The 26,743-nt window shown below is 45.8% G+C and carries 22 protein-coding genes; 6 read left to right on the forward strand and 16 right to left on the reverse strand.

What is annotated here, in order from left to right:
• Positions 1–7 precede the first annotated feature (7 nt).
• The 3 genes from ACLVWU_RS01870 to ACLVWU_RS01880 all read right to left on the reverse strand — a co-directional run bounded on the left by ACLVWU_RS01870 (position 8) and on the right by ACLVWU_RS01880 (position 5,356).
• Positions 8–1,606, reverse strand: coding sequence for an ABC1 kinase family protein (locus ACLVWU_RS01870; RefSeq protein ID WP_413576775.1), 1,599 nt, complete (start codon positions 1,604–1,606; stop codon positions 8–10).
• On the reverse strand, positions 1,554–4,184 hold the full coding sequence (rnr, locus tag ACLVWU_RS01875; protein ID WP_413576776.1) for a ribonuclease R: 2,631 nt from the start codon (positions 4,182–4,184) through the stop codon (positions 1,554–1,556). The genes ACLVWU_RS01870 and rnr overlap by 53 nt, the downstream gene beginning before the upstream one ends.
• 83 nt (positions 4,185–4,267) lie before the next feature.
• Entirely contained in the window at positions 4,268–5,356 is a 1,089-nt protein-coding gene (locus ACLVWU_RS01880) for an outer membrane beta-barrel protein (RefSeq protein WP_413576777.1), read from the reverse strand.
• A gap of 526 nt (positions 5,357–5,882) precedes the next feature.
• Here ACLVWU_RS01880 and ACLVWU_RS01885 point away from each other — a divergent pair.
• Entirely contained in the window at positions 5,883–7,058 is a 1,176-nt protein-coding gene (locus ACLVWU_RS01885) for a hypothetical protein (RefSeq protein ID WP_413576778.1), read from the forward strand.
• 144 nt (positions 7,059–7,202) lie between these two features.
• Here the strand turns inward: ACLVWU_RS01885 and ACLVWU_RS01890 are convergent, their stop codons facing one another.
• The 7 genes from ACLVWU_RS01890 to ACLVWU_RS01920 form a co-directional block, all read right to left on the reverse strand.
• On the reverse strand, positions 7,203–7,634 hold the full coding sequence (locus tag ACLVWU_RS01890) for a hypothetical protein (RefSeq protein ID WP_413576779.1): 432 nt from the start codon (positions 7,632–7,634) through the stop codon (positions 7,203–7,205).
• Positions 7,635–8,028: 394 nt separating this feature from the next.
• Entirely contained in the window at positions 8,029–9,531 is a 1,503-nt protein-coding gene (locus ACLVWU_RS01895; protein ID WP_413576781.1) for a methyl-accepting chemotaxis protein, read from the reverse strand.
• A gap of 162 nt (positions 9,532–9,693) precedes the next feature.
• Positions 9,694–10,767: a hypothetical protein gene (locus ACLVWU_RS01900; protein ID WP_413576784.1), complete on the reverse strand. Its 1,074-nt coding sequence runs from the start codon at positions 10,765–10,767 to the stop codon at positions 9,694–9,696.
• A gap of 12 nt (positions 10,768–10,779) precedes the next feature.
• The gene (locus ACLVWU_RS01905; RefSeq protein WP_413576786.1) at positions 10,780–11,655 is read right to left on the reverse strand and encodes an ABC transporter permease; all 876 of its coding nucleotides are present in this window, start codon (positions 11,653–11,655) and stop codon (positions 10,780–10,782) included.
• Positions 11,655–12,686 carry an ABC transporter permease gene (locus ACLVWU_RS01910; protein WP_413576789.1) on the reverse strand — a complete coding sequence of 344 codons (1,032 nt, stop codon included), beginning with the start codon at positions 12,684–12,686 and terminating at the stop codon, positions 11,655–11,657. Before ACLVWU_RS01910 ends, ACLVWU_RS01905 begins: the two co-directional genes overlap by 1 nt.
• A complete protein-coding gene (locus ACLVWU_RS01915; RefSeq protein ID WP_413576790.1) occupies positions 12,683–14,158 on the reverse strand; it encodes an ABC transporter ATP-binding protein in 1,476 nt (491 codons plus the stop codon). Before ACLVWU_RS01915 ends, ACLVWU_RS01910 begins: the two co-directional genes overlap by 4 nt.
• A 5-nt stretch (positions 14,159–14,163) precedes the next feature.
• On the reverse strand, positions 14,164–15,141 hold the full coding sequence (locus ACLVWU_RS01920; RefSeq protein ID WP_413576791.1) for a BMP family lipoprotein: 978 nt from the start codon (positions 15,139–15,141) through the stop codon (positions 14,164–14,166).
• 265 nt (positions 15,142–15,406) lie between these two features.
• Between ACLVWU_RS01920 and ACLVWU_RS01925 the strand changes: the two genes are divergently transcribed.
• The 4 genes from ACLVWU_RS01925 (at position 15,407) to ACLVWU_RS01940 (ending at position 18,789) form a co-directional block, all read left to right on the forward strand.
• Positions 15,407–16,123 carry a Crp/Fnr family transcriptional regulator gene (locus ACLVWU_RS01925; protein WP_413576792.1) on the forward strand — a complete coding sequence of 239 codons (717 nt, stop codon included), beginning with the start codon at positions 15,407–15,409 and terminating at the stop codon, positions 16,121–16,123.
• Positions 16,124–16,227: 104 nt separating this feature from the next.
• Positions 16,228–16,938 (forward strand): tRNA (N6-threonylcarbamoyladenosine(37)-N6)-methyltransferase TrmO, encoded by a 711-nt coding sequence (gene tsaA, locus ACLVWU_RS01930; protein WP_413576794.1) that lies wholly within the window; start codon positions 16,228–16,230, stop codon positions 16,936–16,938.
• A gap of 101 nt (positions 16,939–17,039) precedes the next feature.
• Positions 17,040–18,026 (forward strand): isopenicillin N synthase family dioxygenase, encoded by a 987-nt coding sequence (locus ACLVWU_RS01935; protein WP_413576796.1) that lies wholly within the window; start codon positions 17,040–17,042, stop codon positions 18,024–18,026.
• 40 nt (positions 18,027–18,066) lie between these two features.
• Positions 18,067–18,789: a hypothetical protein gene (locus tag ACLVWU_RS01940; RefSeq protein ID WP_413576798.1), complete on the forward strand. Its 723-nt coding sequence runs from the start codon at positions 18,067–18,069 to the stop codon at positions 18,787–18,789.
• A 116-nt stretch (positions 18,790–18,905) separates the two neighbouring features.
• Here the strand turns inward: ACLVWU_RS01940 and ACLVWU_RS01945 are convergent, their stop codons facing one another.
• The 4 genes from ACLVWU_RS01945 to ACLVWU_RS01960 all read right to left on the reverse strand — a co-directional run bounded on the left by ACLVWU_RS01945 (position 18,906) and on the right by ACLVWU_RS01960 (position 24,723).
• Positions 18,906–21,587, reverse strand: coding sequence for a valine--tRNA ligase (locus ACLVWU_RS01945; RefSeq protein WP_413576800.1), 2,682 nt, complete (start codon positions 21,585–21,587; stop codon positions 18,906–18,908).
• 233 nt (positions 21,588–21,820) lie between these two features.
• Entirely contained in the window at positions 21,821–22,942 is a 1,122-nt protein-coding gene (locus ACLVWU_RS01950) for a porin (RefSeq protein ID WP_413576802.1), read from the reverse strand.
• 225 nt (positions 22,943–23,167) lie between these two features.
• A complete protein-coding gene (locus tag ACLVWU_RS01955) occupies positions 23,168–23,503 on the reverse strand; it encodes a hypothetical protein (RefSeq protein WP_413576803.1) in 336 nt (111 codons plus the stop codon).
• 2 nt (positions 23,504–23,505) lie between these two features.
• Positions 23,506–24,723 (reverse strand): MFS transporter, encoded by a 1,218-nt coding sequence (locus tag ACLVWU_RS01960; RefSeq protein WP_413576805.1) that lies wholly within the window; start codon positions 24,721–24,723, stop codon positions 23,506–23,508.
• Positions 24,724–24,752: 29 nt separating this feature from the next.
• On the opposite strand from ACLVWU_RS01960, the gene ACLVWU_RS01965 reads away from it, so the two are divergent.
• A complete protein-coding gene (locus tag ACLVWU_RS01965) occupies positions 24,753–25,907 on the forward strand; it encodes a hypothetical protein (protein ID WP_413576807.1) in 1,155 nt (384 codons plus the stop codon).
• On the opposite strand, the gene ACLVWU_RS01970 is transcribed toward ACLVWU_RS01965, so the two are convergent.
• The gene (locus ACLVWU_RS01970; RefSeq protein ID WP_413576808.1) at positions 25,887–26,174 is read right to left on the reverse strand and encodes a DUF167 domain-containing protein; all 288 of its coding nucleotides are present in this window, start codon (positions 26,172–26,174) and stop codon (positions 25,887–25,889) included. The two genes, ACLVWU_RS01965 and ACLVWU_RS01970, sit on opposite strands and share 21 nt — an antisense overlap.
• 8 nt (positions 26,175–26,182) lie before the next feature.
• Positions 26,183–26,734 (reverse strand): DivIVA domain-containing protein, encoded by a 552-nt coding sequence (locus tag ACLVWU_RS01975; protein ID WP_413576810.1) that lies wholly within the window; start codon positions 26,732–26,734, stop codon positions 26,183–26,185.
• Positions 26,735–26,743: the final 9 nt, after the last annotated feature.

Genomic DNA, 26,743 nt, shown 5'->3' on the forward strand with positions numbered 1-26,743 from the left:
TTTGTCCCTATGGTTTCTTGATGTAGTTAATAAATGCGACGAAGCTTGTGCCAATCGCCAGCCCAAAACCTATAAAGCTCATCGTAGGGATGCCAGCGATATGGTTTTCAGTGGGATGCACAGAGATATACGCAGAACTTAGAATCAGTGACGAAATAATAATGCCCAAAAATAAAAGATTGAAGGAGGACTCTACAGACTTCTTCAGGTCCGTTAACTCGGCTACTTTTAGACGGAAGGAATGATCGGGGCTGTTGATCTTTCGGAAATAGAAGTTTAGCTGGCGAGGCAGGGCATTCAAAAAGCTTCGGGATTCCCGAGCGATCTGGGACATTTCATCCATCACGCGGGCTGGACCCAACTGTGATTTTGCAAGTTCACCGGCAAAGGATAAAGAATACTGAAGGAAGTCGAAGTCCTTATGTAGCTTTCTTCCAATGCCTTCGATGGACACGATGGATTTAAAGAACATCATAAGTTCCACGGGAACTTTAATGTGATGGCGAGCCGCAATTCCTGAGGATCTTAAAAGAAGTTTACCCAGGTTTACGTTTTTAAGCGTTAACCCGTAGTAAGGTGCGATCAGCTCGCGCAATTCCTTGGCGAATAGATCCACGTTTACCTGGTCCGAGAATGGCGCCAGATCCACGTACTCAAATGCCAGACGCTCGTAATCTTCTGTGGAGAGGGCCAAAAGCATGTTGGCAATCGCAGTTTGTGTACGTTTGTTCAGACGGCCCACAACACCGAAATCAATAAGTCCGATGTTGTTGTCATTCAGGATAAAGAAATTCCCTGCATGCAAGTCACCGTGGAAAAGTCCATCGGTGAACACCATTTGCAGATAAGCCCCTAAAGCCTTTTTAATGACTTCGTGGGTGTCCACGCCTTCGCGGATGGTGGCTTCTGCACTTACGGGAAGTCCGGGCAGCGCTTCCATGATCAAAACGCGCTCTGTGGAAAGATCCAGGTATACTTTGGGAATCTTAATCGTCGGATCGTTTTTAAAATTTTCCTGAAAACGACGAATGTTGTTTGCTTCCACAATAAAGTCGGTTTCAAGTTCCAGAGTCTTAAAGTATTCCTGTACAATGGCCTGCGGATTGAAGGGCCGGCTTTCAGGCACATAGGTATCCAGCAGTTCAGAAAGAAGATACAGAACATTTAAGTCGTCATTAATGGTTTGAATGATACCAGGTCTTTGAACCTTGATGACAACATCTTCACCCGTAACCAGGCGGGCGCGATGAACCTGCGCGATGCTGGCAGAGCCCAGGGGTTCAGGATTGATGCTGGCAAAAGTTTTATACAGTAGTTCGCCAAATTCGTCCTGTAGTACACCTTCGATAATATCAAAGCTTAAAGGTTGAACGCGGTCGTGAAGTTTTTCGAATTCATTTGTGTAAGCTTCGGGAACCAAGTCGGGGCGGGTAGCAAGAAGCTGACCCAGTTTAACAAAGGTTGGTCCAAGCTCCTCAAAGCTCATGCGCATCCGTTCCGGCATTGAGTAAGACTCAATGTCGGTGGATGCATTCAGGCGTTCAATGACAAACTTACCGAGTTTTACCTTTTCCGCGACCTTGTGAAACCCGTGTCTTGCGAACACCCCCACGATCGTTCGAAGTCTCGCCGCGTTTTTTAGCGTCTTTCCGATTTGGCTTCCGGTCTTTAAGGCTGTCACTGTTCTTCTCCGAGTAGTCATCATTGTCACGAAGTTTGCTTTGCTCAGCAGCTTGCAATTTCTTGCTAAGCTTTGGTTTATCTTCAGAATCCTGTCCTTGGGACTTGCGGAATTCTGTAGGCCCCAGAATCATTCGAAGCAAACTTTCATCAGGTCCTTTTTTGCGGTCGTCGCTGCGATCTTCACCACCAGGTCGGAACTGGAATGCTTTTTGGGCTTTCTGCAGTTTTTCTTCCTGGCCTTGGGAATCCGAACGTTTGTCACCGAAAAATCTGGATTTCTGATTAGGATTCTTATCTTCACGTTGCGAAGGTTTGGATCCACGGTCTTCCTGTCGTCGATTCTTCTGATCTTTGCGTCCCTGACGGTCGTCCTTCAGGCTGTAGGATTTTTGGTTAGGGCTGGAGCGACGGTCGTTCTGACGTCGATCATTGCCACGGCGACGTTCTTCACCCTGCCACTCGTTCGGTTGTTCTTTTTTGCGCAGACGATTCAGGTATTTCTCTGCGGTACGCGAAGCCTGGGATTTTCCCTCACCAGTTTCGTCGTCAAACTCCTCATCCATTTCATCTTTGATTTCCATGCCGGCTTTAACAAAGTTAATTTGACCCAATTCTGGATCTGCCGCGGCAACCTGAATACGGATACTGTCGCCAATGTTGTAACTCATGCCAGAGCGTTTCGCGATCAAGCGAAGGTTCTCTTCATCGAATTCCCATTTGTCGTTGCCCAGGTCATCAAGACGAACCAGGCCATCGATGTCATACTCGCGAAGCAAAACGAATATTCCGAACTTGGCGACAGAACTGATCATGCCATCAAATTCCTGACCCAGGTATTTCTCCATGAAGCGGGCTTTTTTGATGGATTGAACCTGACGTTCTGCTTTAGTGGAACGTTGTTCGGCAGCGGAAAGGATGGTTCCTGCGCTGGCAAGATCATCTTCACTCATCAGACGGTACTGACTGGATTTAACAACCTGTGTTTTAAGCAGGCGATGGATGATCAAGTCTGGATAGCGACGGATCGGGGAGGTGAAGTGCGCATAGTATTCAAAGCCCAAACCGAAATGTCCCACGTTGTTGGGGCTGTATTTGGCCTGACTCATGGATCTTAACGTCAGAATATTTAAAATTTGCGCTTCAGGACGGTTTTCAAACTCTTCTAAAGCTTTCGTCAGACGTTTTTGCAATTTACCCTGGCCAAGTTTTGTTTTTCCACCAAAGGTTGCCATGTATTTTTCAAGAGTACGGATGGCCATTTCGTTTGGTGGCTCATGGATACGATAAAGTGCTGGTACATTTTTGCCATGCAGGAATTTTGCCACGGCTACGTTCGCAGCAAGCATCATTTCCTCGATAAGTCTGTGGGCAAAAAGACGTTCGGATCTTTGAATGTCGATAGGAACCCCGGCTCCGTCAATCACCAGTTCTGTTTCTGGAATTTCCAGATCCAATGAACCTTCTTTGAAGCGTTTTGCCATCAGAATTTTAGCCAGATCAGCAAGTCTTAGGATGCCATCTTTAACATGGTCGAATTTTTCAGCGCCATTGCCGTCAATGACTTCCTGGGCTTCACCGTATGTGACGCGTGCTTTTGATTCCATCACGGCTTCGTAGAAATCAGAGCGGGTCATCTCGCCAGTGAAATCAAACTGCATTTCTGCAACCATGCACAGGCGGGGAACGTGTGGATTCAAAGAGCACAGTCCGTTACTAAGAACTTCAGGCAACATCGGCACAACGAAATTTGGGAAGTAAACAGAAGTTCCGCGTTCGTAAGCATCGCGATCAATAGGTGAACCTACTTGCACGTAGTGGCTGACATCGGCAATAGCCACGTACAACAGGAATCCTTCGGGATTGGTTTCGACATAGACGGCATCATCGAAGTCTTTCGCTGTTGCTCCATCGATGGTGATTAAGGACATCTCGCGCAGGTCTTTACGGGCTTTATAATCTTTTTCGTCAGGAATTTCTTTATAGTGTTTGGCTTGTTCTAAGGTGTCTGCAGAAAAATCCTGGGGAATACCTGAAGACAGGATCACACGTTTGATATCTGTCAGAGGATCTAAAGCATTACCAATTACAGAAGTGACTTTGCCCGTGAAGGACTTGCCATCTTCCGGGTAGCTGATGACTTCGGCCGCGACAAGTTCCTTGTCTTTGGCGTTCATCGAGTCTTCAATTTTGATTTTTAAATCCTGGCCCCAACCTTTGCCTTCGTCACGCAGCATACCCAGTCGGTCATTCAGGCGGTAAAAGCGGCCAACGAAAGTTTTAGTTCCACGTTGGACGACGCGAATGACTTCTCCGCGAAATCTTTCGCCACCTTTTTCCGGATAGACTTCGACCGTGACTTTGTCATTGGTCATCACGCCTTCCATGGAATTGCGGGGGATATACACATCTGGATGCTCTTTATCCTCAGGGATAAAGAAGCCGAAGCCATCTGGATGTCTTTTGATTGTGCCGGTAAGGATTTTCTTTTTTTGCGTGCTCAAGGTTGCTTCCTTTAACTAAGGACCATGGTAGCACACTTGAACACGATGTCGAAAAAAAAGGGACCCGAAGGTCCCTTTTTGAATTAGAAGCTGGCAAGAACTCCCAAAGTTAACATGTGGGCATATTTTGTCGGGGCGTTGTCGGAATCCTTGAACGCTTGTTCGTCCGCTTCATCTGCGCGGAACTCAACATAGGCATTTAAGTTTTCGTTCAGATTGATTTTGTCAGCCAAAGTCAGGGAGTGCACTTTGTCAGCGCCGTTATAAACAGCCAAACCACCTTCAGACATGTGCGCGGCCCCACGAATCATTTCATAACGTGCAGACAGTGTATTGTTCCAAAGTTTGTAGCTGATAAGACCAATTGTTGAATCACTCCAGCCACTTGTGCCCAAATCTGTCGAGTAAGATTTTGAGTCATAAGTGATCGCGGCCATCAGGTTTTCAGAGAATCTGTAAGAAGCCCAAACGTTGCCGGCAGCATTCTGAACTCGGTCCGCTGCACTGTTGCCTGCGTCTTTACCGAAATAGTAAGCAGCGAACCACTGCAGATCACCCATTGTACCGTTCACTGACAATTCAGTTGTTTTGGTCGGCGTATAATCATCACCATAAACATTGTAATTAGACTGATTGTAGGTGGAAAGTGTCGTCGTGAATAGATCGTTTACTATATATTTCGCGCGCAAACCTTCGCCGTATCCTGGAGTGATGCCTTGAAAGCCGATGGAGTATCCATAAAAGATATTTTCGGATCTAAGCACAGACTCATAACCCATCGTAGTCATGAAGCGACCAGCACCAATATATAGATTTGGAAGCGGTTTATAATAGACTTCGATCTGATCCAACACTCCGAAGTTGTTTTTGCTTGTAGTGGCTGGAGCAGATTCATAGCTGATAGGGTTGAAAACCAAGCGGGCCAGTACGGATACCTTTTCAGTTTCTTTCTTAGCCAGGATCTGGGTTGTATTCACTCTATAAGTATTGTCTTGAGCTGCTCCGGAGAATGGAATCTCGGTGCCACCAGGGACTACTGTGGGATTTCCACCGGTGGAGTTTGTCGTGTAGTCGAAAGCAATCTCACCATTAACGGTGATTCCACCAATGTCAGCTGCAAGTACAGATGAAGAGGTGAGCAGTGTTATTACAGCCGCGGTTAGGAATCGCATTAGTTAGTCTCCTTGTATAAACGCATTTTGATTATTTGATTTGTTAACTGTTGGTTTGTCATTTTACAGCTGCATCATAGGACTATGGTCTAGGTTTGTAGTGTAAAATGAAAATCAATCAGGACCATGATCCAGTTAACCGACATAAAATTCGCTATCGCGTCAACGAATGTACTACTGAGCCTAAGGACATCTAAATTTCTTTGTGGAAAAGTGCATTTTCAGAGAGAGAATGAGGAAAATATCACATTCAAAATGTCTGCACAAAATTCGCTGCTGTCGCGGGTTTCCTTGAATGTTCGTCCCATCTTTATCTGCCCTTTATATTAAAGAAACATAAAATTTTTCCTTTGAAGTTTTCTTCAAAGGAAGAGAAGTAAATGCTCCACTTTTTTCCGTCTTTAGATGTTTCCCGGCATTTTTGTTGTTGATCTTGCCGAAGGTCCTATTTAGCCTTTTTGTATAAAGATAAAACTTTTAAACGAATTGAAAGTTCAAATTTGCAACGAAACGAAAGGATGCATCTATGAAAAAACTTTTAGTGATCGCAGCTACTCTTGCAGCTAGCTCCGCATTCGCAGGCGTAAAATTGGAAGTACGTTCCGATTACGTTAACACTCCAGACTACGACAATGCTGCTGGCCAAACTACTGGCGGTACGTCAATGTTTGCTCCATCTGTGGCACGTCTATACTTGAACGGTAATGTTGGTGATGCAGTTGTTGAGTCTGCTTGGAACCTACGTTCATTTACTCCAGAGTTTGCTACAAGCCCATACACTGGTACGTCTGATCTTTCTAAAACTATGACCGTTGATAAATTTGTTGACCACCTTTGGGCTGGTAAAGCAATGGGTCAATGGATGTTTAAAGCTGGTAAGCTTGAGGCAAACACTGGTGGTTTCGAATACCAAAAATCTCTACATGGTGACACTTACCTAGTATCTATGGCGAACCGTGGTGTTGGTGGCTCGTTCTTGGCTACTGGTGCTGGTGTTGATCCTGTGTTTGCTCAAACTGGTGCTCTTGTAGCGAATCCAGAGAACTCTTCTGGTATCTCTGCGGCATACAGCCTGACTGAAAATCATAAGTTCGAAGCGCAAATCACAAACCAAGTTAATTCTGGTTCTTGGACAGATTACGATGCACTAAATGGTACAGCTAACGTTAGAGCGTCTGATCGTGGTCATACGTATGGTTTGAACTACCTAGGATCATTCATGGAAAAAATGTTGATTCTTAACGTGAACTACACAGCTGGTACAGCTGACGTAGCTCCACTAGGTGGTGCAATGACTGGTCAAGAGCTTACTTGGTTGGCAGCATCTCTTCGCGTGAATCCAATGACTGATTTGACTATCGATCTTGAGTACTTCGATAATAAAAATAAGCAAACTGGTGGTGCGGTTGATGAGTTGAAAACTACTTCAACAATTGTTGAAGCTCGTTACAACATCAATGGTTGGGTTCCAGTTCTTAAGTATGAAATGTCTGAGAACAAATCTGACGATGCTGATGATCAATTCAAACGCACGGCTTTTGCAGCTGGTGTTGAATTCGTACCTAAGGCAGACGAAGCATTCCGTTACCACGTAGCTTATACGTCTATCAAAGACAAAGACTTCGGTAATGCTGCACTTAAAGATATGACTAAGGATATGATCGTAGTTGGTTTCAAATACACTGGCGACATGGCTAAGTAATTTGATTCTCACAAGCTGAGATCATAAAAAAAGCCCAGGGCAACCTGGGCTTTTTTGCGTTTAAAGCACGCTGTCATACCTTTCGCAGATGCAATTTCCACATCCGTAGCGGATGTAGAAATTGAGCAACTGAAATGCAAAGCACTATTTTGCTGATAGGCTTGCATCCAAAATACGAGAAACTTCATCAGCTGACTTCTTATTAAATCTTTTGGTTAAAGCTGCCAAATCTGCCTCAGCTGCAAAAACAGCGTGGCCACGGCTAACAACTTCTTTTCCAACTCGAACTTCATCAAGCTCAGATCCTTGCTCTTTAAGGCGCATGATCTTTTCACGAATTTGCTCCAAAGACTTCACACGAATCATGTCTTCTTCAGCAGCCAAAGTCTTAGTGATAGCGTTCTCGTCCATAGCATCTTCAGAGCTCACGCGTACCGGGCTAACAATTTCCTCATCTGAAAACTCAGTTTGCAGATGCTTCGTCTCCATAGCCATTTCGTCTTCAGAAATCGCCATTGCCTTAACAGAACCCAAAACCATGATCACAGCCATTACTAGCATTACTCTCTTTTTCATAAATTCTCCCTTTAGGTGTATAAACCCACTGTTTTAATTGCGAGAGCTATGCCCGCGCGGGGAGAAATAGAATGAGTTTGAGCTTTCAAAACATAGACAGGAGCCGTTTATGGGCTCTCGTTAAAACGGACTTGTATCAATTTGAGATAAAGCTAAATGGCTATTTTGACTGCCTAAATTCAAAACTGATGGGGTACTTTTAGTAATCTTTAAAATACGCCGAAAACGTAAATAACTGTGTTTACGCATCGGATACCTCCTGTTGTTTCGGACAGGAGATCCACCAAAAGCGAGACTGGCGAAGGCCATTCTCGCTTTTGCATTTTTAAGACCGCGCTATTGAAGAAAAATGAGTGAAAGAGCCGCGATTTTTTGCGGCTCTTTATAGAATTACTCAAGCTGCCATGCTTGTTTTTTCAGTCGACGTTTTTCTAAATGGAATTGTCTCTGAATAATCGTGAGAAGTAGTGCCTGATGCTCCTTTAATCGCACTTACCAACGTTTGAATCACTTGAGCCAAACATTCTGCCTGAGCTGCCAGTTCTTCAGACGATGCCGCCGCTTCTTCAGAGGAAGCCGCATTGATTTGCGTTGTTTGATCCAATTGATTCAAGGCTTTTGAAATCTGCGCAACGCCATTTGATTGCTCAGCGCTTGCAGAAGCGATCTCTTGATTGAAATCGGAAACCTTTTTTACTGAAGTCAGGATTTGCTCCAGCACTTCTCCACTTCGTTGCGCCTGAGTGTTGCCATCTTCAATGCGGTGAACGCTCGAACGAATAAGATCGCCGATATCTTTTGCGGCCGAGGCACTGCGCTGGGAAAGCGCGCGTACAGCCTCTGCAACGACCGCAAAGCCTTTGCCTTGCTCGCCCGCACGGGCCGCTTCAACAGCGGCGTTAAGAGCCAATAGATTCGTTTGAAAGGCAATATCGTCAATCACGTCAATAATGTCAGATATTTTCCTGGAATCCGCAGCGATATCCGTCATGGATTTGGATAGTGCTTTCATCTCGGATTCACCACGTTTTGCAAGATCACTTGTATCAGAGGATAGTTTCGCCGCAGAACTGGCGTTCTCTGCATTCAGTTTGATCATAGAAGTCAGTTCTTCAATCGTGGCGACAGATTCCTCCAGGGAGGCAGCCTGTTCAGTTGTGGATTGTGATAACGCTGAGGCCGCGGTTGCGATCTCAGTTGAAGCCCCAGAAACTTCTTTTGAGGAAGCCGACAAGTTACCAATCACTTCATTAATGGATTTACTAAGATTTCTTAAAACGAATCCACCGATTGCCGCACCTAAAAGGATGGAAATCAGGCTGACCAGAATCATCACGGTCTTGGCTTCTTGATAGTGTTCTTCCATTTTATCGACTTCCAACTTCATGTTTTTTTCATTGCGATCCACTGTGGAATCGATGATTTTTTCGCCCGAATGGCGCAGGGCTTTGTTTTCAGTCAGGCTTAATTTCTCGGCGTGTTCTGCCTTGCCATTCTGAATATGGTTTCGGATGGTTTCAACGTTTGCCCACCAAGTGTCGTAGATGTTTTTGAAAGACTTGAGTTCTTCTTGCCCTGTGGGGGTGGAGATAGCATGAAGGTCCTTCATCTTTTCTTCGATTTGATTGTGGCGCTCGCCCATCAGCTTTTCGACATTCGTGCGACCGTGTTCGTCGTCGGAAAGTATGTAGTTCTTTTCATTGATCAATTGAATGTAGAAAAGGGAGCGAATGTCTTTAACGAGAGAAACTCGGGCACTTTTTTCGCGAACAACCATTTCCATGGTTTCGTTCATTTTTCCGAGGTTTATAAGTCCAATGGTTGCGATTGCCGCTGACGAGACCATCAGTAGCCCCATCACGAATATCATCTTAAAGTTCAAGCTTCGCTTTTTCATGTAAACCTCTTTCAGGTGGCAAACATTTCGGCGCGGCCTTTGAAAACTTGATGAGACTTTCCACTGGGAAAAAATGAGAATTTTCTTATTAAAAAGCTGTTAAGCCTTGTTTAAAATTTGATAACTGAAAAGGCCACGGATTCCGTGGCCTTTGATTAGTTCCTATTTTTCTTTGATTTTAGCTTCTGTCGGTATCATATAGTAATCGGGCATTACAAATTCGACAGTGAACGGATACTTGTACGACTTATAAGCCCCAATCTTAGGACGTCCTGCTTTGGTATAAGCTTCATCCCAAAGATTCGCCAGCAATAAAGCTCCACGAGCCATATCAGTCACAATAACAGGTTTCATTTTTTTGAAAGCCACACTTGCAGGTTTTCTTTCTGCACGTGTTTTGATTTCCATACCGTGTTCTTTCTTAAGAACAGAAGGCTTCGTCACGGGATCCATTTTCAGAATTTTTGGAATCTCTGTATTTGAAATGATGGACAATGCCTTCATCTTTTCCACAACAGTAGCAGGTTTCAGGAATGATGGGTTTTTCATTGTGCGGGCCTCTTTCAATACCAACCAATCAAGGTCGCCATCGAATTCACCAACAACGGAATCCTCGAAGTAAGAATGAATGCCACCATGACCTGCAGCCCAGCCATCGTAGTCAGCAGTCGTATGAAATGGTTGAGAGATGTCGCCCACGAAGTGACCCATCAATCCCATGTCGACAACCATTTGGTAAGCCAGCTTGTTGTATGGAAGGTTTTCGTCTTGTTCTTCTTTGAAGTTCGTCGGAGGTTTTGCAGCGGCAAAGTCTTTGTTCAAAGCGGCGATGCGATTTACAAACTGTTCGGCTCTCCACCAAGCGGATCCAAATTCTGTGGGAATGTCCTTGATAGTCGAACCGTCGTTTTTGAATTTGTTTTCTTTGCCAGTATAGTCAGTGACGATCTTCTTATAGTCAGCAGGAATGTCAGCGACCTTCAGGCCAATGACTTCGATATCGATAAAGTGCGCGGCATTACCGTGTTTTGCGGCGTCACCGCCAAGGCTCTTCCAATAAAAATCCGGAATATTGCAAAGATGACCCATCATTTGGGGCTTGTTGCGCAAGTACTCTTTCAAGCCTTCTTCTTTAACCAGAAAAACAGCGGCACGGCAGACGGCATCGTGACCACGACCACCCCAGGCAAATGCCGTGGAGGAAACCAACAACAATGGCAACACAAGTTTTAACATATCGTCTCCTTATTACAGTTCGCGACCCAATGCCTTCGGGGAGCGGCTGGCGCCCATGAATCCCGCAAGAGCAACGATGGTAACGATGTAGGGTAAAATTTGAATGAATTGAACTGGAACCGCAACGCCGCCGATTTGCACACCTTGCAGGCGAATCTGAATGGCGTCGGCAAATGCAAACAATAGACAGGCAAAGAATGCTGGCAATGGTTTCCATTTTCCGAATATCAACGCTGCCAGCGCCATGAAACCACGACCACCTGACATCATCGGGGAGTAAGCAGACGCAAGGAACAGCGACAAGCTCGCTCCGCCCCACGCGGCGAATGCACCACTCAGTGCAACAGCGGCCCAACGAACTTTACGAACACTGACCCCTGCCGCCATTAAGGCTTCAGGATTTTCGCCAGCAAAAAGCAACCACAAGCCAGAGCGCGTTTTCTTAAGCCAGAAGGTCAATCCCGCAACCAGTAGGAATGCCAATAGTAACGGTTCATAGTTAAAGCGATCATCCACCGGTAAAGGCGGAGTTGAACCTGTGGAATCAAAAAGAATCTTGGTTGCAAAGGGAATCACTCCCATCACCAACAGATTGAATGCCATCCCTGTAACAATTTGATCGGCATTCAATTCAATCACGAAAAGTGCGTAAAGGGCGCCGATAATAAGACCAGCAACTAAAGCAGCACCCCAGCCAAGCCACGCAGAAGAACTGGAGGTTGCGACCACAGATCCTGTGAATGCACCAACCAGCATGAAACTTTCCAGAGCGACGTTAATCACTCCAGAGCGTTCGCTCATCATGCCGCCCATGGATGCGAAAATCAGCGGAGTCGCCAGACGAAGAGTTGCCAACAGCAACGCGAAGATCATGAAAAAGTATTCCATTAGTCCTTCTTCCTTTGTCTGCGAACGCGGTATTCCCAGTAAGCACTGGCTGCCACACCCAAAATGATAAACGCTTGAATGATGCGCGAAAAATCGCGGGTGATCGTGGAGGTTTCAAGATCCAGATCCGAAGCCCCTTTGTGAAGAGCTCCCATTAAAAATCCCGCCGCGATCACGCCAATGGGATTGTTCGCCGCAAGCAAGGCCACAGCAATACCAATGAAACCGTAATCAGGAGAAAAGCCCACGCGATACTGACCGGCACTGCCGATCACTTCAGACAAAGCAACAAATCCTGCGCACGCACCGGCCAAGGCCATCGCAACAATCTGCATGCGTTTAGCAGAAATGCCAGAGCGTTGGGCCGCTTCGGGGTTCGAGCCCACAGCCCGCAACTCAAAGCCCCACGTTGTTTTCCAAAGGAATATCCACATTAAGATCGCTAAAATAATCGCAACTACCAAGGACGCATTTGCAGGGGTATCCGGGAAGAGGCGTGCCACCAAGTCATAGTCTTTGAACATGTAGTTCGGGGACACCATTGCCGTTTCCGGATTCTGGGAGTTTGGATTTGGAATGACCTTCAAGGCAAACCAGCTTGCGAGTCCGGCAGCGATAAAGTTCATCATAATAGTGATGATAACTTCGTGACTGCCACGCAAAGCCTTAAGAATACCAACGATCCATCCCCAGAATGCGCCAACGGCCAGGGCTCCCAGGAATGCAACAAGGGGAGCGAGTGGGAAAGGGACATTGGGAAAGAATACGCCAATCGCTGCAGCCGTCACTGCTGCCATCGTCAACTGACCTTCAGCGCCGATATTGAACATGCCCGCATGAAAGCCAATCGCCACCGAAAGACCGCAAAAAATCATCGGGGTCGCGTAGGACAAGGTCATGCCAAAGTCATACATAGAGCCAAAGGCGCTCTTTAAAAGAATCAAAGATATATTAAGTGGATTTTCGCCGGCAAGCAGAGTTAACAGCAGTGCTGCCACCAGGCCAATTAGAAATCCAAGAATGCGTTTCAATGGCCACCTCCCATTGCTGCACCGATTTTGATTTCATCAAAGTCATTGCGTAGGAATTCTGCGACAAAGCGACCTTTGTATAATACGACAATACGATCGGAAAGTGCCATCAACTCATCCAGCTCAGAGGAAATCAGTAAAACACCGGCACCCGCATCGCGAGCAGCCCGAAGTTCATTATGAATAAATTCAATAGCGCCAATATCCACACCACGTGTAGGTTGCGCTGCGATCACCGCTTGAGGCTGCTGAAGCAGAGCGCGTGCGACCACCAGCTTTTGCTGGTTCCCACCCGAGAATCTGGAAAACTCAAGGTTCTCATTGCGGGGACGAACATCATATTGTTCCATAGCACTGCGAGTGGCTTGAATGATGTCTTTCATTTTAAGGAAAATTCCGCGTGCGAATTTTGTGGTTCGTTGCTGTCCCAGAAGATAATTTTCAAAGGCCGGGCGGTTGGGCAGGACTCCAAAGCGCAGTCGATCCTCAGGGAATGAGCCGATTTTGCCGTGAATGTTGATACTTCCGGAAAAATGTTTCTTGGAAAACGCATGGGGATCCAAAAGGGCACGGATCAAAATATCCTGTCCGTTTCCTTCAACGCCGGCAATGCCGACCACTTCGCGGGTCTGCACATTCAGATTCAGGTTTTCAACTTTGTGATTTCCCAGTTGCGCTGAAAGATTTTTAATATCAATGACTGGTTTCGGATCGATCTGAGTACCGCGCTCGACAGGATTCTGCAGGCGTCTGCCAACCATCATCTCTGCAAGGTCGGGAATGGATGTTTCCGCGGTCTTGCGTGTACCGATGACTTTCCCTGCGCGGAACACAGTTACTTCATCAGTGATCGCCATCACTTCTTTCAGTTTGTGGGTGATGATCAGGATTGTTTTTCCCTCGGCTTTAAGCTGTCGCAGGTTTTTGAAGAAATCCTGAACTTCCTGGGGAGTCAAAACAGCAGTGGGTTCATCCAGAATCAAAATCTCAGAATCCTGCGACAGGATCTTTAGGATTTCCACGCGCTGTTGAGCCCCCACAGAAAGGTCCTCGACAGTGGCCTTCAAATCCACATCGAAGCCGTAGCGTGCAGCCACATCGTTTAATTTTTGTAGTTGTTCTGCCCGTGGCAGTAGTGAAAAGGGACCGCCATCTTGCTGCAAAAGAATATTGTCCAAAGCGGTCAACGGTTCCGCCAGCATGAAATGCTGGTGCACCATTCCGATCTTGGCTTTCATTGCATCAATTGAAGAGGAGAAAAACTGAGTGGTGCCGTGAACCAGGAACTCGCCATCAGTGGGAGTATAAAGTCCAAAAAGAATCTTCATGGCGGTGGACTTGCCGGCACCATTTTCGCCGACGATACCGTGGATTGTTCCTGCTGTGACTTTGAATGAGATATCTTCGTTGGCGACACAATCACCGAAAATTTTTGAGATACCTCGGAATTCAACAGCAGGGACTTGATTCATGGTTCTTACTTCTTCTTATAATAATCTGGAACTTGAATCTGGCCGTCGATGATTTTCTTTTTGATTTCGTCGACTTTCTTTTTCATTTCCGGCGTTATCAACTTTTCGTTGTACTTATCCAGCGTGTAGTCCACGCCGGCATTTTTCAGTCCAAAGCGGGCAATTTCCCCTTTAAACTTTCCATCCTTTGTTTCCTTGATGGTGTCATATACAGCTACATCAACGGCCTTCAACATGGAAGTCAAGATTGTGCCAGGTTTCATCCAGTTCTGATTAGAATCAACTCCGATGGCGAACTTTTTCTTCTCTTCGGCTGCGTCGAAAACACCCGTGTTGGAAGCGCCAGCGGCAACAAAGATCACATCAACACCTTTGCCATACTGTGCAAGGGCCAATTCTTTGGATTTGGCAGGATTATTCCAGGCTTCGCCTGTCACGCCCACGTAATTTTCAGACAATTTAATTTTTGGATTGATGTGTTTTGCACCTGCAGCATAACCCATCGCAAAACGGCGGATCAAAGGAATGTCCATGCCACCTACAAAACCAACAGAACCAGTTTTGGAAGCCATGGCCGCCAACGCACCCACCAGGAAAGATCCTTCGTGTTCTTCAAACATCAAGGAACGAACGTTCGCAGCCGTTACTTCGCCGTCAACGATCGCGAATTTAACTTTTGGAAATTGTGCTGCAACTTTTTTAACAGCGTCAGTCTGTGCAAAGCCAACACCGATAACCAGATCGTAGTTCTTGCGAGCAAAATTGCGATGAAGGTTTTCGATTGCGTTGGTGTCGGTTGCCTCAACGTATTTCAATTCTATCTTAAGATCTTTTTCGGCTTTTGTGGCTCCGGCGTAGGCTGCGGAGTTGAAGGATTTGTCGTCTTTTCCACCCTTATCGAGTACTAGACCGACTTTGATATTTGCAAATGCAGAGGTGCTGATTGACAGAAGAAACAGTGTAACGAAAAACTTTTTTGTCATTTGATGATTCCTTCACACGGGCAAAATTTCATGCGACTGCGCATTTAATAAGCGTTTGATTTCACAAATTTTTTAAGATTTTTTGTCGGGGTGAAAGTACGAGGCGGGAGATTGTGAGTCAAGGCAAATCATTTCAACCGCATAATGGTTAACTCTTACAAGTCGGTTATGTCTTAATTTCAATTAGGCTCTTGTTTTATACCAGTTTAGGATGGCCTAAACGTTAGCAAACAACAACTTAGATAAAGCACGGAGGACTAAGAGCATGGAATCGCAAACGATACTCAACGGCGGAGTTAACTCCCTAGGTTTTATGGGCCAACAGAACTTGAACATCCCAACAACTTCGAATGTGCCATACGAAGTGATTCACCTCAAAGAAGAGGAGATGATCTTTAAGGAAGGGGATACTCCTAAAGGTTTGTACTATGTGCAATCAGGATGTGTGAAAGTTGTCGTAAATCGTTCTCACGCACGCGGACGTACAACGACAAATGAATACGTAACCAAGCTGGTATCTCCAGGTGAATACTTTGGTTATAAGGCTTTGGTAAAAGGCAGTGTTACTCAATGTCATGCGAAAGCGGTCAAATCAACAGTGTTGTGGTTGTACCCACGCGAGTTGATTCAGGTTGCGATGGCACAGGCTTCACCGATGGTAAAACTTTTGTTGAACCAATCCGTGAATGATTTGGAATCGTTCGAACAAACAAGCCAATTGCATTATCTGGCTTCAGTTCAAGAACGTATTGCTTATCAATTGGTGATTTTGGCAGACCGTTTCGGTACACAAACTCCGAATGGCATTTCGCTAAACCTTAAGTTGACGCGCAATGAATTCGCTCAGCTGGCAAGCACGATCAATGAATCGTTGTCCCGTCATCTGACTGAGTTCAAAAACGAGGGTCTTATTGATTTGAATGGTAAGGAAATCATCATCAAAAACCGTGACGGTTTGATGAGACGTTCCGGAAACTTCTAAATCACACCTCTCCCGCAAAATCGAATACACCAAATAAAAAGGCCGGTCCCAAAGATCGGCCTTTTTGCTTGACGCGGCAAACCTCCCAAAGGTACCCCGTAGCCATGGAACCAATTGGATTTATTGAAAGTTGCTTTAAGGATAAGTTTGGCACTCCGCGCCAGCCTGGATTGGTGAAGAGCGCATGGGCGAAACTGAAGATCCGCGCGGATTTGCAGCCCGAAGAAGCACTTCAAGGGCTGGAAGGCTTCAGTCATGTCTGGTTGGTATGGGTCTTTCATCAAAATAAAGTCGCTCGCTATCACGCCAAGGTTCATCCTCCGCGCATGGGTGGAAAAAGCATCGGACTTTTCGCAACGCGAACTCCGCATCGCCCTAATCCTATCGGATTGTCATTGGTAGAATTGGTAAAAGTTGAAAAAGACGGAATCATTGTTTCAGGTGCTGATCTGGTGGATGGCACTCCCATTTTGGATATCAAACCGTATTTGCCAGAAATCGAATCAATCCCCAACGCCAAGACCGGGTGGACTTCTGAGGTTTCGAAAGATCCAATCCAGGTGGAGTTCTCTGAGCATGCGTCAAAGCTGCTTGAGCAGTGGCAGCAACGAAATCCTGACAAAAAATTGAAAGAAGTTATCGAGGATACTTTGCGTTTGGATCCTCGTCCTGTCGTTTATCGTGGCTATGAAGGCGAAGGAGCAGCTCCCTATAGAAATAAACATGCAGTTCGCCTGTTTGACGGGGATATTCATTTCGAATTTGAAAGCGCCACTCTGGTCAGAGTTCTCGATATTCTTTTTACGCATAATTAGTTGCTGTTGCCTTCGGAATAAGCAACTTGGTATTGTCCATCCAAGTTCAAAGATTTCTGTTTCGGCCTGACCGAGGAATAAACCATTTAAAGGGGATGAAAATGAGAACGATCGAAAGCAGCTCACACGCAGAGAACAACACTCTTCGCAAAGTTCCAACACTGAGTCTGGCAAGTTACACGCAAGGTTCTGGATCTGACAAAGCCCGCTTCATCGATCAACTTTTCACCGGCCTTAAAGAATACGGCTTCATCATCCTAAAAGATCACAATGTAAATGCCGATGATCTTCACAAAGCTTATGATCTGCTTCAAAAATTCTATGCTCTTCCAGAAGAAGTTAAAAAATCTTACATCTCTCCGACTGCGGGTTTTCAGCGCGGTTACACTCCATTTGGTAAAGAGCACGCCAAAGACTCTCCAGTGATGGATTTGAAGGAATTCTGGCATGTGGGCCGCGAGCTTGCTCCTGTGAATGCTTTGAAATCCATTTATCCTGATAACATCTGGCCAGACGCGCACATTCCGGGATTCAAAGACCATTTCTTGAAACTGTTTGCGGCACTCGAAGTTGCGGGTGACGTGATGTTGGAGGCTTTGACGATGCCTCTTGAGGTGGACAAAGATTTCTTTGCGCGTATGACGAAAGATGGAAACTCTATTTTGCGTCTTTTGCATTATCCACCGATTCCGGATGGTGTTGATCCACGCTGTGTTCGTGCAGCAGCTCACGAGGACATTAACTTCATCACTATTTTACCAGCTGCTACAGCGTCGGGCTTGCAATTGAAAGATCGCGACGGCACTTGGTTGGATATTGATTCTGAACCGGATACTTTGATCGTAGACGTCGGTGATATGTTGGCGCGTTTGACGAATGACGTTTTGCCATCGACCACTCATCGTGTGATCAATCCGCAAGATGGAACCAATTCACATCGCTACTCTATGCCATTCTTCATGCATCCACATCCAGATGCGATGTTGAGCTGTTTGTCTTCATGCAAAGGTGCGGGAGCAAAATACGCTGACATTACAGGCCAGGATTTCCTGATGCAACGTTTGCGTGAAATCGGCCTGATCAAATAGGAACGTTGACCTGGCCCAGGTATAATTCGATAGTTAAGGGATGATGAATACAAAGCAAAAAATCATTATCCCTGTCGTTGTCTTTTTGGGCCTTGCGGCCTTCAGTCTATTTATTCTAAAGCAAAGAGCTGGTCACGTCGGCAACTTCCCTGAAGATATGCCTCCGTATGTCCCTGCAGCTGCAGGTGCGGGAATGTCGGGCTTTTTGCCGACCTCCATGGAAAGCCCCGAGCGCTTTGAAGCTTTGAACAAGAACATCAAAGCCATGGGCGAGTGTCTGGATATGACCGTCCAACCTTTGTCTGCACAGGACGAATTCAACTTTGAGAATGTGGGTAAAATCATTGCACCTGCGATGGGCGCCGTTCTGAAAGTACAAACCAAGTGGACTGCTGTCGACTACAAAGAAAGCGGCGAAGTTCGTCGTGTGTTTGTCGATTATAGTTCTGATTCCAATGCTCCAGAGGCAGAACCTGTGAAAACTGTTCGTCACTATGTCGTGCTGGAAACTGGTAAAGTGCGGGACATTCGTTTGAACGAAGCGCTTGCAAACAATCCGTCGGAATCAGAGATTCAAAAACTGCATGCTGGTGGCGAGATGATCAGTGCGACCCGTGCGTTGTTGGTCAGCTATCAAAACGGCGACGAAATTAATTACGTCGAGAAAAACGGCAAAGCGTATTCAGTGGTGGTAAGTCATTTAGGAAAATACTTCCGCTGCAAAGACACCGACTCCGCAAACATGACCTGCTCCTGCAATTAGGTACGGACACACTTTTGGTAGCAAGAGCGCGTTAGGGTAGGTGCTCTTGCAAATAAAAAACCCACATCCTGTTAAGATGTGGGTTTTTTTATTAGCTAAGCTCTTCTATTTTAAAACTACTGGAAGCGAGTCAAAGCGTCTTTCAAAGATTCCAAATGAACCTTTGATTGGGCAAGCAACACGCGATCCGCGGCGATAACATCTTCATCTGCATTCGCCACGAATTTTTCATTCGACAATTTACCAGACAGGATCTGGATGTCCTTGTTGAACTTCTCAATCGCCTTGTTGATACGCTTGATCTCTTCGTCGAAATCAACCAAACCTTCAAGTGGGATGATTACTTTCACGCTGGCATCTTTGACAACAACTGGTGCAACGGCACATTTCATCAGGTTGCCATCGGCACCGATATCCATGTTTTCCAGGCGACCCATCGTCAGCAAAGCTGTGCGGTTGTTTTCCAGGATCTGTTTAACCTGCTCATTCGCAACACCCAAACGCACGTTCAATTTGATCGCCGGGCTGATGCGGTTTTCACCACGGATATTACGCATAGCCGTGATCACTTCTTTTACGATATCGATCTCGAAGGCTGCTTGAGTGGAACCCAATGCCAGGAAGTCCTTATCGTTACGAGTCGTCGGGTATTGATCAACGATACAAGCTTCGCCTTTGATCGGAAGTTTTTGGTAAATTTCCTCAGAGATGAATGGTGTGAACGGGTGAAGCAAACGCATGATACGGTTCAGAACCTGTGCAATCACCAATTGAGTGGCTGCTTTTTCTTCAGCATTGGTTCCGTTCATGATTGGTTTCGTGAATTCAATATACCAGTCACAGAATTGATTCCAGATGAACTGATACAAAGCCGTAGCCGCATCAGAGAATCTTTCCTGCTCTAGTGCTTCCTCAACCTCTTTGGTCACTTCGTTAAGTTTTGCGATGATCCATTTATCGAACACGCTGATGTGGGCTTTGTTAGGCAAGGCTTTAACACCTTCAGCTGGCACCTTGAAATCAGAAAGATTTGAAATTGCGAAACGAGCCGCATTCCAGATCTTATTCATAAAGTTGCGGTAGCCTTCAAGACGTTGCTCGCTGAACTTCATGTCTTTGCCCGAGAACAAGTGAGCGGCGAAAGTAAAGCGCAGGGCATCGGCACCATGCTTTTCAATCATCTCTACCGGATCAATAGAGTTACCCAAAGACTTGGACATCTTACGGCCTTGAGAGTCGCGAACCAAACCGTGGATGTAAACCGTTCTGAACGGAACATCACGTTTGAATTCCAGACCCATCATGATCATACGGGCAACCCAGAAGAAAATGATATCGTGACCAGTTACCAGGTAGCTGGTTGGGTAGAATGTTTTCAATGTCTCAGTTTCATTCGGCCAACCCATTGTCGAGAACGGCCAAAGAGCTGACGAAAACCAAGTATCCAAAACGTCTTCGTCCTGGCGCAAGTTGTGCTTGCCGCACTTCTCGCAGGCAGTGACGTCAGTTTCAGAAACTGTTTGATGGTTACAGTCATTGCAATACCAAACTGGAATACGGTGACCCCACCACAATTGGCGAGAGATACACCAGTCTTCGATGTTGTTTAGCCAGTGCAGGTAAACCTTTGTCCATGATTCTGGTTCGAAGCGAATTGTGCCGCTTTCAACCACGCGTTTTGCAGGAACAGCAAGTTGTTCCATCTTTACGAACCACTGCTCGGACAAGAAAGGCTCAACTACAGCGCCAGAGCGTGAACAGTGACCCACAGAGTGAACATGTGGTTCTTCTTTCACCAAAAGATTTTGTGCTTTAAGGTCTTCGATCACTTTTTTACGGGCATCAGCAACTTTAAGTCCAGCATACGGACCCGCATTTTCGTTCATCTCCGCTTTCTTAGTCAGCAAGTTGATGAATTCAAGGTGATGAGACTTACCGATTTTATAGTCATTGAAATCATGGGCTGGAGTGATCTTCACCACACCAGATCCAAACGCTTTATCCACGTAAGTGTCAGCGATGATTTTGATCTTTCTGTTGATCAACGGCACGATCACGTTCTTACCGATCAAGTGCTTGTAGCGCTCGTCTTCAGGATGAACACACAATGCAGTATCACCCAACATTGTTTCAGGACGAGTAGTGGCTACGGTTAGGAAGCCTGAACCATCTTCAAGAGGATAGTTGATGTGATAAAGTGCGCCCTTAACCTGTTTGTGTTCAACTTCCAGGTCAGAGATTGCAGTTTCCAAAGGACCTGACCAATTCACCAGGCGTTGACCACGATAGATCAAACCTTTTTGGTGAAGAGTAACGAAAACTTTGCGAACCGCTTTTGATACGCCCTCATCCAATGTAAATACAGCGCGATCCCAGTCACAGGAATCACCCAGGCGACGCATTTGCGAGTAGATGCGATTGCCGTACTGATGTTTCCAGTCCCAAACTTTTTCCACGAACTTTTCACGGCCCAAATCGTGTCGAGTTACGCCGCCATCTTTTTTCAGTTCACGCTCTACCACTGATTGAGTGGCGATACCGGCGTGATCTGTACCTGGCAACCACATGGTGTTGAAGCCGTTCATTCTTTTCCAACGGATTAGAATATCCTGAATCGTGTGATCTAATGCATGTCCCATGTGCAGGAAGCCTGTGACATTCGGCGGAGGCAAAATAATTGAAAATGGAGGTTTGGTGGATTGATCCTGTGCTTTGAAATAGCCGGAACTTTCCCACCATTGATAAGTTCTGTTTTCTACATCTGCGGGATTGTAGCGATCTGATAATTGTTCTGACATTTGATACCCCAAAAGAGAAAGTTTACTTTAGCCGGGGCCGAAGTAAATAAGGACACGAAATCCCAAGGTTTTTAACCGTTAGAGTCTATCAGAATCAAGCTGTTTAGGATAGATCCAGCCACGCCAAAAACCGGCTGACGCCTTCTGGGTCTGCGGCGCGTCGAAAATTGGGTAAAAAGAAGGGAGGCTTTTGGGGCCTCCCTCGATAAAAGTCGGTTTTGTGACCTGTATGACTATTTCAAGAAGTCTGCGTTCCAGCGAGCGCCAACTGTGATTTGGTCCACTTTTGCGTCAGCAGGATTTGTTGTTCTGCCGTCGAATTTCTCAGTCGTGTTGCTGTAAGCGATATGGTAGCGGAAAGTCGTGTCTGCGATTGGTTTGTACTCAACAACAGCGCCGTAGCCCATGAATTTGTTTGTACCGTTGTTAGCCGCAGTTGCGTTCGTTTCAACTTTTTCTTCAGAAGCGATCACTTCCAGACGAGGAACCCATTGCTCCCAACCTGTGTAAGCAACTTTACCGATGATAGAGTAGATGGAGTCTTTCGCGCCATCGCCGTCTCTTTCATAAGCAGAGTTTGTGTAATCAACTCCTGCCAATACATAACCACCGAAGTTATAAGTGATACCAGCAGAGTATAGTGTGAACTTGTCATCAGTGGAAGGCACGTTTCCTGTACCCATGTGGTAGGAAGCCATCACACGAAGATTTTTATCCATGAATAAGCCTTTGTAGATCAGACCTTCCATCATGGCATTTGAAGTTGTAGCAGCGGGAGCAACGGCACCAGAAGTAGCAACATCAGGTGTTTTGAAAACAACCAATGAAAGATTTTGATCAGGCGTCATATTGAAGATCAACTTAGCACCCATGACGTATAGTAGTGAACTTGTGCTCAGGTAGCCGCCGACAAGGGTGCTGGAATTAGTTGCTCCAATACCCACAACGCCTTGCTTTGTATAGGCTTGAGAAGTCAGATACAAATCTGCGCCAGAAGTTTGGCTCTCGATCGCGCCGTACTCTGAACCTAATTTACCAACTTGCAAAGAGAACATGTCGCCCATTTTATGAGTCAAGTATGCGAACTCAAGAGCAGTTTGCGAATTGTCACCTGCGCCAGTAGTTGCAGTGCCTGCCTTGTTGTAGGCAGCACGAAGACGGAAAGTAAGATCATCAGTCGCCTTACCCTGATAGTCCAAACGAACTGTCTTGAAGTAAAACTGGCTGGTATCAGCAAGGTTAGATTCATCATATGTTTTTGAATCGTAGTCTGCACGAGCATCAAAGTTAATTGTGCCAGCGTGTGCAGATACTGCTGTCGTTGTTGCCAAAGCGGCGATTAAAAACTTTTTCATTAAATGTCCTTCTATAAAAGTTTTGGTTAATCTTCGTTTATCCTTGAATGATTAAATCATGCTATAGACATACGCCTAGGCCAACAACGGATATTTATTCTTTGTCGTTTGTCGGTACTTTGCATGCAGAAAAATGATTTGAAGGGCGGGTTGTCATGTGGAAACCCTAACAAAATTATAACGAATACTGAAAAATAAAAAGGGGACCATGGGTCCCCTTTGTTTTTAGTTTTGATTCTTTTCTTTCTCGATTCCGGCAAGTCCATCTTTAACTGTATAGACATTATTAAATCCTTTGGCTTCTAAAACCTGCACAAAGGGAGCATAGCTTGTCCCATTTTGGTCAATGATGACTATGGGATAATGAGCAGGAAGTTTTTTGTCGGAAACCTGCGTGGCAACTTCTTCGGGAGAGCCTGATATTTGACAATTATCCAAGTGCAGGCCCTCGATATGTCCGTACTGAGATTTCAAATCAACACCCAGATTGACTAGAATCATTGGAATGCGGCCCTTGATCAGATTGTTAAATTGGAAGAAGCCAAGCTGTGAAATATCCATAGTTAACCTACTCGCGCGTGATCTGGGATCAATTTGAAATTAATGATGATGATGGATAATGCCACGAACGCCAAACCACCTGAAACCCAAAACGGAGCTGTGATCGCCACGCTTCCATAAAGAGCTCCACCCAATGCTGGTCCGATGATACGACCCAATGAGGCCATGCTTTGAGTAACTCCCATGGCGGCCCCTTGCTCCTTGGAGTCTGTTAGTAAGCTGATGCTACCCAGAATGGAAGGATTGGACAGACCATTACCCAAAGATAGCAAAGTCATTGCGATCGCCATTCCAAATAAAGTATCTGAAATTGCAATCGTAGTTAAACCGATGGCAAAGCAAACAAGGCCGACGCGAAGCACTTGGCGTTCGCCGTATTTAGGCAGCATTCGACGAACCAGAAAGCCTTGCGTGAAGATAATTATCACACCGATGTAAGCGAAACCGAAGCTGACTTGTTTGATCGTCCATTGGAATTTTTCACCCATGAACAGAATCAAAGTTGCTTCCATCCCGGACATTGCCAAAGACGACAGCAAAAACACAGTCATCAAGGCACCCACGGTTTTGATGTTTAAATAGTGCCACATAACAGAGAAGCGTTTTTTCTTGGCCGCGGACTCGCTTTTCTCTGATAAAGATTCTTTTAAGAACTTGATGCCGAACAGGAAGTTCGCAAAACAAAGTGCGGCAACCCAGTAAGCGGAAAATGAAGTGTCAAAGTGAGGGGCAGGATTGATGCTGTGACCCCATACTGCAAGCAGGCCGCCCAGCGCCGGGCCCACAACGAAGCCTAGTCCGAAGGCTGCGCCGATCAAGGCCATGCCCTTGGAGCGCTCGTGTTTTGGAGTGATGTCGGAAATGTACGCTGACGCTGTAGAAAGACTTGCGCCAAAGAAGCCAGCAAGAAGGCGCGCAACGAAAAGCCATTCCAGATTACGGGCCAGTGCAAACATGATGTAGGAAAGTCCTTCGCCGCATAGGCAAAATAACAGAATCGGTCTGCGCCCCCAGCGATCGCTTAATTTTCCCCAGAACGGAGAAAAAAGGAATTGCATCAAAGAGTAGACCGATAAAAGCAGACCTGTTTGCAGGGCTGTTGCGCCAAAGTTTTTACTTAGGAGTGGAATAATCGGAATAACTACACCAAAGCCCACAAGGTAAAGGAAAACAGTGAAAAAGATGATTGCGAGCTGTGATTTATTTGCTGTGCTGGTCATGGGCTTGTTATTATTAGGAACTTATGAAAATGGCAAATAATCTTCAGTGTTTGAGCGCGTTCTTAGTGACTTTATTGATGGCGGGATCCGTGGGCCACGCCCTTGATAACTACAAGGAGTTTCACCGGGATCAGTGGGATTTTGAGCTGGGAACTAATTTCTTTTATTCTGAAGCCAATTACGAAACATTTGGCGAGGGCAGCACCAGTCTAACCAGTGGAAACCATTACCAACTTTTGGATATGGACTTCGCCACCCGCTATATGCCTTCCCGAACCTGGTCTGTCTTCGGATCTGCAACTTTTAGTTCTGCTCAAAGTAAGAATTCCGTCGCAACGCGTACGAACACGAGCTTTTCAAATATGATGGGGGGCTTTGATTTCATAGCTTATGACGGGGTTGTGCAACTGGTGCCGGAGGTTGGAATTTTGATCCCGTTGCAGGAGGTTGATCCGGCAGGGGATGACGCTTTAAATTCCGAAGGAGTTTTTGAGTTGTGGGGGCGCATGACTGCGCAAAAAGATTTCGGCACCGCGCGAATTTATGGGTGGCTGGGATTTGACTATCGCACCGACGGTCGTTCGTCGTTAATGCCTTGGGGCGGTGGTTTGCAGTTGAAAGCGAATGCATTCCGGTTTGGTGGAGAAGTGATTGGCAGCCAGTCCATCACTGATGATGAAGACACCAACACTCAATATATTCGCAATGCTTATCTGCAAAATGTGAATGCAGGATCTTACAAGTTTTATTCCGTGAATCCTTCTTCAATTGATACCTTGTTTTATGCGACCTGGATCGTGAACAACAGCTGGGCACTGCAGGTGAATGGGGGCGCGACTGTTGCGGGCGAAAACTCTGCGGCGGGATATCACGCAGGAGCTGTTGTTCGCTACAGTTTTGATATGGCCGATGGCTATCGTCAGGAAAACTATCCACTCTATAATTCTCCACCGACTTCTGCTCAGCCGGTTGCACCAGCGACAAAATCAAACATGTACAATCGTACCGACACTGAAATGAGCACTTCTAATACGCGCCAGTTCCGCGAAGCTACCGATGATGGGGTTGATCAAAGTCAGTTCAAAGGTCGTCCGACAAAAAAGAAGAAAAAATCAAACAGCAGTATTCAAGATCAATTGGATAAAACAGAGTTTGAAATCGAATTAAAGCGCGGCGGAAATTAAAGCTTCGGCATCGCTTTTACTGAGGCCGTTGATTTCAACGGTTTTGGTGCGGCCTGTGTCACCTTTAACCAAAGTGATATTGCGTTTTGCGATTTTGAAGAACTTTGCAAGATATTCGATCAGTTCCGCATTGGCTTCGCCATCAACAGGCGGGGCGGATATTTTTATTTTCAGTAATCCGTTGTGGGGACCCACAATTTGATTCTTTGAGGATTTGGGCTGAATAAAAAGGTGGAGTCGGACTCCACCTTTAGTTTCCTCGATCACAATCTGATTTACTCTGCAGAAAGTGGAGAGATGTTTGTTGAGCGGGTGTTGTTGCCAGTGCCGCTGTTTGGGTTATTTGAGAAAGTTTGGTTTTGTAGATGCATTTGAGGCATGTACTTTTCACCTTGCTCAAGTAAAGACAAATGAGCCTGTGCCAATGCTTTCAAATTCGCTTCAAACTGCATGCGTGCGCGTTTCAAGTCGTTCACTTCCTGATACATTTTTTTCAATGAATCACGGGAGTCACGAGTGATGATTTCCGCCTTTTGATTGGCATCAGCGGTAATAAGTTTAGCTTCGCGTTCAGCGTCTTGGCGCAAACGATCCGCCATTTGAGTAGCTGTAGCAATTGTTTCTTTTAGAACTTGATCGCGCTCTTTGTATTCCATCAAAGATAGTTCTTTTTCGCGAAGAGCTTCTTTTAGGGAGTTTCTGTCCTGGATCAATGCTTCCATTTGAGCAGCGACCTGTTGGAGGAAATCCATAACCTCATCAGTGTCGAGACCCATCATTTTTTTACCAAATGATTTATGAGCTATATCAATGGGTGTGATTTTCATTTTGTTCCT

The organism is Bdellovibrio sp. HCB290, from assembly GCF_047305925.1.
Lineage (GTDB): Bacteria > Bdellovibrionota > Bdellovibrionia > Bdellovibrionales > Bdellovibrionaceae > Bdellovibrio.